This is a genomic window from Pseudomonas sp. NPDC078700 (assembly GCF_044542375.1).
In the GTDB taxonomy this organism is placed as follows: domain Bacteria; phylum Pseudomonadota; class Gammaproteobacteria; order Pseudomonadales; family Pseudomonadaceae; genus Aquipseudomonas.
In genome coordinates this window covers 858,922-872,459 of the sequence record NZ_JBITUI010000001.1, presented here as the reverse complement: position 1 = coordinate 872,459, position 13,538 = coordinate 858,922, and the positions used below count along the sequence as shown (strand labels likewise).

At 55.3% G+C, this 13,538-nt stretch carries 11 protein-coding genes; 10 read left to right on the top strand and 1 reads right to left on the bottom strand.

What is annotated here, in order from left to right:
- Window positions 1-195: 195 nt before the first annotated feature.
- Together ACIGCM_RS04245 and ACIGCM_RS04240 are read left to right on the top strand one after the other, a co-directional pair.
- Entirely contained in the window at window positions 196-603 is a 408-nt protein-coding gene (locus ACIGCM_RS04245; RefSeq protein WP_397500765.1) for a DUF1145 domain-containing protein, read from the top strand.
- The gene (locus ACIGCM_RS04240) at window positions 596-1,369 is read left to right on the top strand and encodes a collagen-like protein (RefSeq protein WP_397500764.1); all 774 of its coding nucleotides are present in this window, start codon (window positions 596-598) and stop codon (window positions 1,367-1,369) included. The genes ACIGCM_RS04245 and ACIGCM_RS04240 overlap by 8 nt, the downstream gene beginning before the upstream one ends.
- 92 nt (window positions 1,370-1,461) lie before the next feature.
- On the opposite strand, the gene ACIGCM_RS04235 is transcribed toward ACIGCM_RS04240, so the two are convergent.
- Window positions 1,462-1,926 carry a CopD family protein gene (locus ACIGCM_RS04235; RefSeq protein ID WP_397500763.1) on the bottom strand — a complete coding sequence of 155 codons (465 nt, stop codon included), beginning with the start codon at window positions 1,924-1,926 and terminating at the stop codon, window positions 1,462-1,464.
- A gap of 143 nt (window positions 1,927-2,069) precedes the next feature.
- On the opposite strand from ACIGCM_RS04235, the gene dinG reads away from it, so the two are divergent.
- The 8 genes from dinG to ACIGCM_RS04195 all read left to right on the top strand — a co-directional run bounded on the left by dinG (window position 2,070) and on the right by ACIGCM_RS04195 (window position 13,424).
- A complete protein-coding gene (gene dinG / locus ACIGCM_RS04230) occupies window positions 2,070-4,214 on the top strand; it encodes an ATP-dependent DNA helicase DinG (RefSeq protein WP_397500762.1) in 2,145 nt (714 codons plus the stop codon).
- Between the two features lie 71 nt (window positions 4,215-4,285).
- Window positions 4,286-6,703: a beta-agarase gene (locus ACIGCM_RS04225; protein WP_397500761.1), complete on the top strand. Its 2,418-nt coding sequence runs from the start codon at window positions 4,286-4,288 to the stop codon at window positions 6,701-6,703.
- Between the two features lie 33 nt (window positions 6,704-6,736).
- Window positions 6,737-7,882 (top strand): serine hydrolase domain-containing protein, encoded by a 1,146-nt coding sequence (locus tag ACIGCM_RS04220; RefSeq protein WP_397500760.1) that lies wholly within the window; start codon window positions 6,737-6,739, stop codon window positions 7,880-7,882.
- 189 nt (window positions 7,883-8,071) lie between these two features.
- A complete protein-coding gene (locus ACIGCM_RS04215; protein WP_397500759.1) occupies window positions 8,072-8,716 on the top strand; it encodes an OmpA family protein in 645 nt (214 codons plus the stop codon).
- Between the two features lie 122 nt (window positions 8,717-8,838).
- Window positions 8,839-9,486, top strand: coding sequence for a pyridoxamine 5'-phosphate oxidase (gene pdxH / locus ACIGCM_RS04210; protein ID WP_397500758.1), 648 nt, complete (start codon window positions 8,839-8,841; stop codon window positions 9,484-9,486).
- Window positions 9,487-9,561: 75 nt separating this feature from the next.
- The gene (locus tag ACIGCM_RS04205; protein ID WP_397501109.1) at window positions 9,562-10,668 is read left to right on the top strand and encodes a CdaR family transcriptional regulator; all 1,107 of its coding nucleotides are present in this window, start codon (window positions 9,562-9,564) and stop codon (window positions 10,666-10,668) included.
- Between the two features lie 167 nt (window positions 10,669-10,835).
- A complete protein-coding gene (locus ACIGCM_RS04200) occupies window positions 10,836-12,203 on the top strand; it encodes a GntP family permease (protein ID WP_397500757.1) in 1,368 nt (455 codons plus the stop codon).
- A gap of 81 nt (window positions 12,204-12,284) precedes the next feature.
- Window positions 12,285-13,424 carry a glycerate kinase gene (locus ACIGCM_RS04195; RefSeq protein WP_397500756.1) on the top strand — a complete coding sequence of 380 codons (1,140 nt, stop codon included), beginning with the start codon at window positions 12,285-12,287 and terminating at the stop codon, window positions 13,422-13,424.
- Window positions 13,425-13,538: the final 114 nt, after the last annotated feature.

Here is a 13,538-nt window from a genome sequence, read left to right as displayed (position 1 = left end):
ATCACCCGGTAGCGCAGCCACTCTTGTACCGCTGCTGCGCGTTGTCTCCCGCCTCCTTTTGAACAAGCCCCCTCTGTACCGTCGGTTATCGGTGAACCTAACGATGCATTGTTGCCGAGTTTATTTGCGCCGAGCATTTCATAGCAGCGCGAAAGCCGTTAATGTGCGGCAAAAGAAAAACTGCTGGGGGCGGTGATGAAAGTGATATTGGGTGTGGGCGCCTTGCTTACACTGCTGTTTTGGGGCGTGGTGCTTAGCAATGTCTTAGAGCCCTTTGCGCAACCTTTTTCGGTGCTGTTGAATATTGCCGCAGCGGTGGTCGCCGTCGTGCATATTGCCGAGTTGTGGTACTTCAAATCCACGCTGCAACAATCGTCAACGCCTGGGCTCAGCCGCCTCAAAGTGCTGGTTCTGGGTATCTTTCATGGGTATACGCTTACTCGCAATAGTCCCTCAGCTGCCAGTGTGGTGGAGCCCTGTGCGGTTGCGGTAACAGTCGCACATGAGCAATCACAAGCAATTAGCAAGATTGAGCCAGAGGGCGACAGTCATCTGCAGTTGCAAATGCAATTTGAGCCAATGGCGGAGCCCCAACATGCGTAACCTGGTTATGAGTGCTGCCTTCGCGGCCGTCTTATTCAGCCCTTTGGCGTTGGCGCAAGCGCTGATCAAAGTTGAACCCAATAGCATGATGCGCTTGCCTGGCAACACCAGCGTATTGCTACTTGAACGTTTGGAAGTGGCCGATCACGGTACTTTGCTGGTGCCTGCCAGCCTTAGTGATATTCGCGTGGCCTCCATTTACCTCGGTCCGAATGCGCGGATCGCCATCGCCCCGAGCGAGCGCTCTTTGCGCCTGGAAGTGGCTGGCGGTGAGATTGCCAGTGGTGCGCAGATCACTGCGCGGGGAGCCCCTGGAACATTCGAGCGTCCAGCTGTTGCCGGCCGCACATTGGTTGTTCGCCTTGAAAATGTCACGACCGAATCGCTATTGATTGATGTGCGTGGGGGTAAAGGCACACCCGGTTATGCAGGTTTGATGGGGGCCACTGGTAAAACAGGTGGTTGCCTATGGGGCCAATCGAGCAAAGGTCTTGATGGATATGATGGCGGTGATGGCCACGAGGGTGCCGCAGGCGGACATCTGCGCGTTGAGGTTCCTCAAGCATTTCCAACCGAGCGCCTGACCTTTCAGGTCGAGGGTGGTGAAGGAGGCATGGCGGGCGCTGCGGGTGCAGGTGGTGCCGGTGGCGCGAGTAAAGGTTGCTGGATCTACAGCACCAGTGGGGCTCGCGATGGTCGTCCAGGGCAAGCGGGGCAAGCCGGTGCTGCAGGTGTGGCTGGCTCGGCGGATATCATCACTTTTTAACGTGTCCTGCCTGTTTAAACCGTCAAACAAAACCGGAGATTTCTCCGGTTTTGTTTTATTCAGAGGCGCCGGCCATATTGCGCGTGGATGCGTTAAAAAGTTGGGCGCAGTGCCGCCAGCGCCACCACGACCAGACCAATAGTCAAGTTGATGCCAACCAAACGGCGAATTTTACCGAGCACAGCACCCCCGGCAGGCCACTGTTGCTGCTCGATGGCGCGGCGTAACTCAGGTAGTTGCAGGGCCTGAATGCGCAGGAACAGGGCCAGCATGACAATATAAAGTCCCATCATTACATGCACGTATTTGGGCGCCGTCTCAAAACCGGCAAAGCGCATGTGCAGCATGCCCATGCCGCTGATAGGCAACACCAGCACCGCCAGCCATACCCAGCGAAAGAAACCTTGGAAGACTTCTGCCCAGAGCTGCAACCGGGCAGGCGCTTCGAGGGTTTTTACAGCAGCTGGACGCAAGATCATCCAGGCGAAGAACATGCCGCCTACCCAAATTAGAGCAGCCAGCAGGTGTAAGGCGTAGGGCAGTGCGTAAAACGTCATGTCAGGCTCCGGTTGTTATAGGTATATGTCGATAATCAGCTGATTGGTATGCAGAGGTTTCTGCGCAGAATGGTTTAGCGCGTTATGATAGCGGCCGTTTGCAAACACTGAAAATTTATCCAGCCTTTTGCGCCCTTATTCTCATGCTTAGTAACGAACTTAAGACCCAAATCCAGGGCGCTTATACACGGTTTCTTGAGGCCAAAAGCCTCAAGCCGCGTTATGGCCAGCGCTTGATGATCGCCGAAATCGCCAAAGTCCTCGGTGTGATCAAAACCGATGGCGAAGGTAAACGTACCAGTGACGCGGCTGTAGTCGCGGTTGAAGCGGGCACCGGCACCGGTAAAACCGTGGCGTATTGTATGGCGGCTATCCCGACGGCCAAAGCGGCAGGTAAGCGGTTGGTTATCGCCACTGCGACGGTTGCCCTGCAAGAACAGATTGTCTACAAAGACCTGCCTGACCTGATGCGTAACAGTGGCCTGAACTTCAGTTTCGCTCTGGCCAAGGGCCGTGGTCGCTATATGTGTCTTTCCAAGCTGGATATGCTGCTGCAAGAGGGCCATGCCCAGACCGCCACTGCCCAGCTGTTTGAGGAAGAAGGCTTCAAGATTGACGTCGATGAGCAGAGCCAGAAACTCTTTACTTCGATGATTGAGAAGCTCGCCGGAAATAAGTGGGACGGTGATCGCGACAGTTGGCCGCAGGAACTTGAAGATGCTGACTGGGCACGTCTAACCACTGATCATAGCCAGTGCACCAGCCGCCACTGTCCCAACTTTCAGCAATGCGCTTTTTATAAGGCGCGTGAAGGTATGGGCAAGGTGGATGTTATTGTCACCAACCACGACATGGTGTTGGCCGACTTGGCCCTCGGCGGTGGCGCAGTATTGCCCGACCCGCGCGAAACGCTGTATGTGTTTGACGAAGGCCACCACTTGCCAGACAAGGCAATTGGTCACTTTGCCCACTTTACCCGCTTGCGTTCCACCGCAGACTGGTTGGAGCAAGTGGCAAAGAACCTGACCAAATTACTGGCGCAAAATCCGCTCCCGGGCGACCTCGGTCGTTTAATCGAGCAAGTACCTGAGTTGGCTCGCGAGATCAAAACCCAACAGCAGTTCATGTTCAATGCTTGTGAGCAGGTGGCCGACTTTAAGCCTGGCGAGGACATGGAAGGTCGTGAACGACCGCGTCACCGGTTTATTGGCGGCATAGTGCCCGAGCACCTGACTGAGTTGGGTATTGAGCTCAAGAAAGGCTTTTCGAAACTTACCGATTTGTTCACCGGCGTCACCGAACATCTCAAAGAAGCCATGGATGGAGAGGCCACTATTGGAATCGCCAGCCATCAGGCTGAGGAGTGGTACCCATTATTTGGCAGCCTGCTGGCGCGGGCGCAGGGCAACTGGGAGTTGTGGCTGGCGTTTACCGCCGAAGACCCGGAAGACAATCCGCCCATGGCGCGCTGGCTGACATTGGCGGAAAGCGGGGCTATGTTCGATATTGAGGTCAACGCCAGCCCGATTTTGGCCGCTGAGATGTTGCGGCGTAACCTGTGGAATGTGGCGTATGGCGCGTTGGTAACGTCGGCAACACTCACTGCGTTGGGTACCTTTGACCGGTATCGAATGCGTGCAGGCTTGCCAAAAGTGGCCGTCACTGCCGTGGTACCGAGTCCGTTTCACCATGCCGATGCGGGTGTGCTCAAGGTGCCGGATTTAAAGGCTGACCCCCGTGACGCTACAGGACACACTGAGGCGATCGTTCGAGAACTGCCGGGTCTGGTTGCAGGCTCGAAGGGCACGCTGGTGCTGTTCTCGTCACGCAAGCAAATGCAGGCAGTATTTGATGGGCTTGAGCGTGACTGGCGCAAGCGGGTGTTTATTCAGGGCAATCTGTCCAAGCAGGAAACGCTGAACAAGCACAAAGCCCGCGTTGATAGTGGCGAAGAAAGTGTCTTGTTTGGTCTGGCGAGCTTTGCTGAAGGCGTCGATTTGCCCGGTGCTTATTGCGAACATGTGGTCATTGCAAAAATTCCTTTTGCAGTGCCAGACGATCCTGTAGAAGCTGCTTTGGCTGAGTGGATTGAGGCTCGCGGAGGAAACCCGTTTATGGAAATTGCAGTGCCTGATGCTTCACTTAGGCTGGTTCAGGCTTGCGGACGGTTGCTTCGTACAGAGGAGGATCGCGGCATCATCACCTTGCTGGATCGCCGGGTTGTCACGCAGCGCTACGGTAAGGCAATTCTTAATGCGTTGCCGCCGTTTCGTCGCGAAATTAGTTAAGTTGAAAAAACTAGGGTGAATATTCTCCCATCAGGTTGTCCATTTGGTGGGATGTTCTAGAGAGGCTGTAAATGAAGCACCGTCAATTACTATTACTCGTTGCCTTATTCACCTGCTCAAAAGCCTTTGCTGCGCTTGAGGGTCAGCAAACATTGCTTAACTTTATCAGCCCGACTGATGTGGTCAAAGTTGCCACCAAGGACGCCAGTTTTCCTCAGCTTACGGCTGAAGAAACCCCGGGTGGGGAGATTCTGCGTCGCTTTGTGTTCAACAAGGCGCAGCAACCCAGCCTTGAGCTGACCCCGCAGAATGGCGCATGGGATTGGTCCGAAAACCCACAGATGACGCTTTACCTGCAAAACGCAATGGATTGGGCGTTGACCCTGAATGTGCGGATCGAAAGCACTGACGGAAAAACCTTAAACACCCGCGTAGCACTGCCTGCTGGGCCGGGGCAAACCCTGGTTGTACCGCTCCAAGCCACCTCGGCCAATGCTCACGGCATGCGTGCAGCCCCGCCAATGCCATGGCAGTACCAAGGTAAAGCTGTGTTGCTCGCGACTCAGGTAGAAGGTGAACTGGATACCCACAGCGTCAGCCGGGTGACGCTGTCATTGGATAACCCTGATGTGGCGCAAATTGTGTTGTTGGGCCGTTTTGGAGTTAACAATGGCACGCCAATTGAGGCGGCGGCCTATGATTCGATCGTCGATGAGTTTGGTCAGTACACACGCAATAAATGGCCAGAAAAAGTGGCCAGCAACGAAGACCTGAAAAGCGCGGCCAAGAGCGAGCAAGCGCAATTGGCCAAGTGGTTGACTGAGCGGCCCAAGCTCGATCAATACGGCGGTGTGCTGGGAGGGCCAAAGCTTGAGGGCACAGGATTTTTCCGTACCGAAAAAATAGGTGAGCGCTGGGTGATGGTCACCCCCGAAGGCAATCCGTTTTTCTCCCTTGGGGTCAATGCGGTTGATGCTGGCCAGAGCCAAACCTATATCGAAGGTCGCGAATCGATGTTCAAAGGCTTGCCTGAGGCATCGGACCCACTCGCTGTGCACTACGGCAAAGGCAACAACCACAGCGATAATGGCTCTGGTAAGGGCCGTGGCTTCGACAAGGGCAAGTGGTTCGACTTCTACAAAGCCAATTTGCAGCGCACCTATGCCGACGATAGTTGTGTGCAGGCAAACGTGGCTGCCAGCGCTGCCCCTGCAACAATCACAGAAACGGCCCCTGCAACCCAGCCGGCTGCAGATAAAACGGCTGAACAGGCCGTTGCTCCTGCACCGGCGGTTGATTGCAGCAACAGCACCTTCGACGCCAAGCGTTGGACCGAACTGGCGCTGACGCGCCTGCAGGCCTGGGGCTTCAATACCGTAGGCAACTGGAGTGCGGATTCGCTGGGCGCTGCGCATCGTGTGCCTTATACATTGCCACTTTCTATCAGCGGTGATTATCAGACCATCAGCACAGGGCTCGATTGGTGGGGCGGTATGCCTGACCCCTTTGACCCACGTTTTGCCATGGCCACCGAGCGCGCCGTAGCAATTGCGGCGCGCGATCACCGTAATGATCCGTGGCTGATTGGCTATTTTGCTGATAACGAGTTGGCCTGGGCGCATCCCGACCCGGGCCCACACGGCCGTTATGCGCTGGTATTTGGCACCTTGCGCTCGACCACTGATGTGCCTGCCAAGCGGGCATTCTTAAAAATGCTGCGTGACAAATACCGTAATCAACAAGGGTTGTCGAAGGCCTGGGGTATCAATTTAACTGCGTGGGAGTTGATGGAAGACCCAGGGTTTGAAGCGCCGCTACCCAATGAGAAATACCCCGCAATCGAGCAGGATTATCGAGCTTTCCAACGCTTGTTTGCTGATACATATTTCAAAACCATTGATGATGCCTTGCAATGGCACGCACCGAATCAATTGCTGTTAGGCGGTCGCTTTGCGATTAGCACGCCTGAAGCCGTTGCTTCCTGTGCCAAGTTTTGCGACGTATTGAGCTTCAATTTTTACACCCTTGAGCCGCAGCATGGTTACGACTTTGCTGCTTTGCGTGCCCTTAACAAGCCGATCATGGTGACCGAGTTCCATTTCGGCTCCCGTGATCGCGGGCCGTTTTGGGGTGGTGTAACGGAGGTCTACGCTGAAAAAGATCGTGGCCCGGCCTACGCACATTTTATCGAGCAAGCGCTGGCTGAGCCTTCGATTGTCGGGGCCCACTGGTTTCAGTACCTTGACCAGCCTGTTACCGGGCGTTTGCTCGACGGCGAAAATGGTCATCTAGGCCTTTTGGGCATAACCGATCGGCCGTTTGCGGGCTTTGTTGAGGCGGTACGCAAGACCAACCTTAAGGTCGATAGCAGTTTGCTCGAAACGCTTAAAGATGTTCCGCAAGCGCCACAGGCTTCACCAGCACCCGATGCAAAAGCACAAACCCCGCCAGCGTCGAAGCCAGACGCTGAGCCAAACGCGAAACCATAATAAAAATCACTCACCGGCCATTAAGGATTAAACATGCAGATTCAGGGGTATTTCGACCTCAAGTTTGAAGGCGTCAAGGATGCCTTTGCCGAGCTGTTTGATAACCCCCAGGAGCGTGGCGCTGCACTTTGCATCCAAGTTGCGGGTGAGACCGTCATCGATATCTGGGCCGGTACGGCCGATAAAGAAGGCATGGAAGCCTGGAACAGCGACACCCTCGCTAACCTGTTTTCCTGCACCAAAACTTTTGCAGCAGTAACGGTGATGCAGTTGGTCGGCGAGGGCAAGCTGGACTTAGATGCGCCTGTGGCGCGCTACTGGCCAGAGTTTGCGGCAGCGGGCAAGGGTGAAATCACACTTCGTCAGCTGCTTTGTCATCAAGCGGGTTTGCCTGCGTTGCACACGATGCTGCCAGCTGAAGCGCTTTATGACTGGCATGTAATGACAACAGCTCTGGCCGCTGAACAACCCTGGTGGCAGCCAGGCGAGGGGCATGGTTATGCACCAATCACATACGGCTGGCTGGTGGGTGAGGTTATCCGCCGAGTAGAAGGTCGTGGCCCTGGCGAATCAATTGCCGCACGGATTTGCCAGCCTCTGGGCTTGGACTTTCATGTTGGTCTGGCTGACGATGAGTTTTACCGCGTCGCCAATGTTTCACGTGGTAAAGGCAATATGGGCGATGCGGCGGCGCAGCGCCTGCTCAAGGTGATGATGACGGATGCCTCGGCAATGTCGACGCGCTCCTTTACCAATCCGCCTTCGATTATGACCAGCACCAATAAGCCCGAGTGGCGGCGCATGCAACAACCCGCCGCAAATGGTCACGGCAATGCCCGCAGCCTGGCAGGGTTTTACAGCGGCTTGCTTGATGGGCGCTTGCTGGAAAGTGAACTGCTGAGCGAGTTAACCCGTGAGCACAGCGTAGGTGAAGATAAAACGTTGCTCACACAAACCCGTTTTGGTCTAGGCTGCATGCTAGATCAGCCAGATGTGAGCAATGCGACCTATGGTATGGGGGCTGGGGCATTTGGCCACCCCGGAGCTGGCGGATCCATTGGTTTTGCTGACCCAGAGCGTGATGTCGCATTCGGGTTTGTAGTGAATAATCTAGGGCCATTCGTCTTAATGGACCCTAGAGCACAGAAACTTGCAGTGAAGTTGGCTGAATGTTTGTAGCAAGCTCAGCTAAACTGTGCCGCAATTAAAAGCATTAGGGGGGAGATTCTGAAAAGGGTACGGGCAAGTGAGTCGCTACACATGCAGTTCACCTCAGGTGAACAGGCTTGTGAACTGACCAATCGCAGCGTCGTTTTTCAGAGTGTTCCTAAGGCTTATTTTGACTGTTCTATTAGGTGTGGATAATAAATGCGCTCTCATAAGTACTTAGCAATTGGTTTGGCTGTGTTGGTGTCTGGCTGTTCTAACTTCAAATTGCCAGAGCAACTCAGCTTCTTGAGTCCAGGGCCTGCTAAAGCAGAAACGCCTGCCTTGCCAAGCCCGGAGGTGACCAAAGCCTGGCTTGACGAATACGAACCACGTGTCCGTGAAGCGGTTAAGGGCAGTAACTTTGAGGTTGAGCGCCGTGACAACGTATTGGTCGTCACCGCACCCGTTAAATCAAACTTCAACCCTGATCGTCCAAGCATGCTAATGCCCATTACCTTGTCGCCTATCACTAAGGTTGCCAAGTTGCTGGAAAACGACAAAGACATGGGTATTTTGATTCTGGGCCACACCGACACCAGCGGGTCGTTGGATTTGAATCGTGAGTTGAGCCAAAAACGTGCTCGTGCTTTTGTTGCCATTTTCCAGCTCAGTGGTCTCAAGCGTGACCGATTGCTGGTTAAGGGTATGGGGCCAGATGCTCCGCGCGCAGCGAATGACAGTGCGTCGGGTCGTGAGCTGAATCGCCGTGTTGAAATGATCCTCACTTCGCAGAAAACCCTTACTGCATTGCTGGCTCAATATGAGCAGCCGTTGCCTGTTGTGGCCAAGACCGAAGCTAAGTAAGGCTCAATATAAGCAGTAAATACCCCGCTGCATCGCGGTGGGGTATCGCCAGTTGTTGCAGATCAAGCCAGCAGCGCGGCGCTCGGGTAAGCTAAGCACTATCTTTCAGGAGGGCTTAGCGAATGACCCAGTCTCTGGCCGATATGCGCCGTGAATACACCCGTGATGGTTTAAGCGAGGCGCATGCGCCGCACGAGCCTTTTGCGCTCTTTGAGCAATGGTTTGCCCAAGCGCTGAAAACCGAGCAACTGCCCGTTGAACCCAACGCCATGACCTTGGCGACTGTTGATGACAATGGCCACCCACACTGCCGAGTGTTGTTGCTTAAGGGGTTGGATGCCAGCGGCTTTACCTTCTTTAGCAATTACGCCAGTGCCAAAGGCGAGCAATTAGCAGCTCGCCCGGTTGCTGCGATGACCTTTTTCTGGCCCGCACTTGAGCGGCAGGTGCGCATTGAAGGGCGTGTTGAAAGGGTCACATCTGCAGAGTCTGATGCTTACTTTCAAGTGCGCCCCATGGGCAGCCGTATTGGAGCATGGGCCTCACCGCAAAGCCAGGTGATAGCCGACCGCGCTGAGCTGGAAGGGTTGCTGGCCCAAGCCCAGCAACGCTTTTCTGATAGTGCGCCGGAGTGCCCGCCACATTGGGGCGGCTACCGTTTAGTGCCCGAACGCATTGAGTTTTGGCAAGGCCGAGCAAGTCGTTTGCATGATCGTTTGAATTATCGTTTGGTGGATGGCCAATGGCTGCGCGAGCGTCTGGCACCTTAACCTGACGTGCAACTGCGAGCTGATCGAGTTTGGATATCTTTGCTGGCCTGATAGGTTGGCGTGAATAGGGCGCATATATTGATACTCGACTCAGCACTGGCGCAGCATATTGTTGATCGTGCTATGGCCATCCTGCCGCACAATATCAACGTCATGGACGCTCAAGGTATGATCATCGGCAGTGGTGATCCTGGGCGTCTGCACACTCGCCATGAAGGCGCACAGCTGGTGCTGGCGAATCGGCGTGTGGTGGAGATCGACGAGCAAACGGCTGCCTGTCTGCGCGGTGTACGCCCTGGGGTTAATGTGCCGCTGATGTATACCCAGCAGTTGATTGGGGTGCTGGGTATTACGGGTTCGCCTGAGTTAGTGCGGCCCTATGCCGAACTGGTGCGGATGACGGCAGAAATGCTGGTTGAGCAGCGTCAGCTACAGGCGGAACACAACTGGCAGCGTCATCAGCTTGAGTCTTGGCTACGCTCACTGCTTGATCCGCAGCAATCTTTGGCCAGTCTTGAGGCTGAGGCCCAGCGACTGGATTTGCATTTGCAGTGGCCGATGCAGGCGTGTTTGTTGGAGCTGGATGATGGTCTTGAGTCAGCGTCCAGGCAGGCGCGTGTGCTGGGGGCATTGAACAGTAAGAGTGAGCACCTGTGTACCTTATCCCGGGCACGGGAGCTGTTTTACTGTCGCCCAGCTATTGCTGGGCGTGGCGACGACGCTTGGCTGGGGGCGGCGGATGAGCGGGCTTGGGGGGTGTGCCGTTTATTGGTTAGCGATGCCGCCCATTCGTTGGATGAGTTGCGTCAGGCCAGCTTGGCCTTGCGTGACTTGCAAGTGTATGCCCGTGCCCGTAACCCTCAAGAGCGGCTATTGCGCCTGGAACACCATCGCTTACCGACCTTACTGTATTCCCAACGCAACAGCTGGCTCCTCCAGGGCTGGCTGGCACCGCTGAAACAGATGCTTAAACATGACGCCAATGGTGCGTTGCTGGAGACGTTGCGCGCGTGGTGCGAGCACGCTGGGCAAGCGCAGGTATGTGCCGACGCATTAGGCATTCATCGCAATACCCTGCGCTATCGGCTTGAGCGAATCGCCCAATTGAGCGGGGTTGAGCTGACGCGGCTCGATCAGCGTCTACAGTTGACACTGGGGCTTGAATTACTCGACCTCGAGTAGGCCAGTCAAGATTGACTCAGCCTGCTGTGCGTATGCACAGCAACTGTATGAATTTTCTGGGTATTTGTGGTGCGCAGGCACAGGGCGCTAGGTGGCGCGGCTGGGCGACAATAATCGGCTGACCGGCGAGCGCCGGGTATCCATATAAAAACAAACTGGAGAGTGACATGGTCTTGGTCTTGATACTCATCGCGTTGATCGCATTTATCGTACTGTCCACCACACGCCTTAAGCTGCATCCGTTCTTGGCCTTGCTGGCGGCGGCCTTGATTGCAGGTTTTGCCTATCAAGTGCCAGCTGGCGATATCATCAAAACCATCACCACGGGTTTTGGGGGGATTCTTGGCTACATCGGTATCGTCATTGTGCTCGGCACAATCATTGGCGTAATCCTTGAAAGAAGTGGTGCAGCCATCACCATGGCTGAGTCCGTTATCAAGCTGCTCGGTGAGCGCTTCCCGACGTTGACCATGTCGATCATTGGTTATTTAGTTTCGATTCCAGTCTTCTGTGATTCTGGCTATGTCATTCTCAACTCGTTGAAAAATGCGCTGGCTGCGCGGATGAAAATCTCGGTCGTGGCCATGAGCGTTGCCTTGGCCACGGGTCTTTACGCCACTCATACTTTTGTTCCGCCAACCCCTGGCCCAATTGCCGCAGCCGGTAACTTGGGTCTGGAGTCGTCGCTAGGTTTAGTCATTGCAGTAGGCTTGTTTGTGGCAATGGTTACGGCATTGGCGGGTATGCTCTGGGCGAACCGCTTCATCAAAGAAAATGACGCCGAATTGCTCGACGACGCGCCGAGCGAGCTGCTGGCCGAAGATGTCGACTTCGATGCCCTGAAAGCCCGTTACGGCAAGCTGCCTTCTGCGATGCAGGCTTTCTCGCCAATCTTCCTGCCTATCGCGTTGATTTGCCTGGGCTCAATTGCGGCCTTTCCAAGTAAGCCACTGGGTGAAGGTGCGCTGTTTAATGTCCTGAGCTTCCTTGGGCAGCCCGTTGCTGCATTGCTGGTCGGTTTGGCGCTGGCTTGTACGCTCCTCAAGGGCGAGAACAAGCGTCAGCAGTTCCATGATCAAGTTGCAGAAGGGCTGGTTGCTGCCGCGCCTATCCTGTTGATCACCGGTGCTGGCGGTGCATTTGGCGCCATGCTCAAAGTTACTGAGTTGGGCAATTATCTAGGCACCAGCTTGTCTGCATTAGGTGTTGGCTTATTCATGCCGTTCCTGGTCGCGGCTGCACTGAAAACCGCGCAAGGCTCATCCACGGTTGCCTTGGTGACAACGTCGGCGATGGTTGCGCCGTTGCTGAGCAGCTTGGGCCTGGACAGCGAAATGGGTCGAGTGTTGACCGTCATGGCAATCGGTGCGGGCGCGATGACTGTGTCCCATGCCAATGACAGTTTCTTCTGGGTGGTTAGCCAGTTCAGCCGTATGAAAGTTTCGACGGCTTATCGTGCGCAAACCATGGCAACGCTAATACAGGGCGTAGTCGGCATGATCACCGTCTGGCTGCTGAGCTTGGTGTTGCTGTAACTGTCCGTGCGAGGCACTTTGCGATAAATGCCTCGCAACTCCATCACAACGCCGTTGTGAGCCTCTGTTAGAGAACCGTTTATGAAAGTCGTGATTGCGCCGGACTCCTTTAAAGAAAGCCTCTGCGCAGCTGAGGTTGCAGAGGCTATTGCGCGGGGCTGGAAGGCGGTTTATCCAGAGGCTGAAATAGCCCTCAAACCCATGGCTGATGGGGGCGAAGGGACTGTTGATGCAGTATTGGCGGCAGCCGGTGGAGAGCGCCGTGAGTTGCAGGTACAGGGCCCACTCGGTAAGCCAGTAGGGGCTCACTGGGGGTTGTTAGACGACAATACTGCAGTGATTGAAATGGCCGCAGCAAGCGGTCTGCATTGGGTGCCGCGCGAGCAACGTGACGCCAGAGTCACCAGTAGCTACGGTACCGGCGAGTTGATTCGCGCTGCATTGGATGCAGGTGTCGAGCGAATTATTCTTGGCTTGGGCGGCAGCGCCACCAATGATTGCGGTGCCGGTTTGATGCAGGCATTAGGCGTGCGTTTTCTCGATGAAGACGATCATGAGTTGGCACCGGGTGGTGCAGCCTTGATCAGTCTTGCGCAGATTGATTTATCCAATCTGGACTCACGTGTACTCAATGTTCAGTTCGATATCGCAGCAGACGTAGATAATCCTCTGGTGGGGCCCCGTGGTGCTTCGGCAGTTTTCGGTCCGCAAAAAGGTGCTACACCTGAGCATGTGGCGTCACTTGACGCAGCCTTGCAACGCATGTCGCGTGTTGTTACCTCAACCCTGGGCGAAGATTTCAGTCAGGTTCCCGGGGTGGGTGCTGCTGGTGGCTTAGGCTTTGCCGCAAAAGCATTCCTCAAGGCTCGGTTTCGCCCGGGTGTTGAGTTGGTCGCTGAGCTCTCGGGCTTGGCTGCCGCGTTGCAAGGCGCTGATCTGGCGATTACCGGCGAGGGTCGGTTGGATGCACAGACGATGCACGGCAAAACGCCAATAGGCGTGGCCCGCCTAGCGAAGGCCGCAGGTGTTCCGGTTGTGGTCGTGGCAGGGAGTTTAGGGGAGGGGTATCAGCGCACCTATGCAGGAGGGGTCGATGCAGCATTCAGCCTGACATCCGGACCGATGAGCTTAGAGCAGGCACTGTCTGACGCAGCCGCTGAGCTACAAGCTAGGACCACGGATATCGCTCGACTTTGGCAGGTTGCACAGGCCGCACGCTAGTTGGAGGTTTGGGCGCTTAAGCAAAGAGCTGCGCCGTTGTATAGCGCCCAGTGTGTACGTGCAGCCCAGAATTTTCGTATCTTGATGTAAGGCACTGCCCGCGTGCGCTACCTT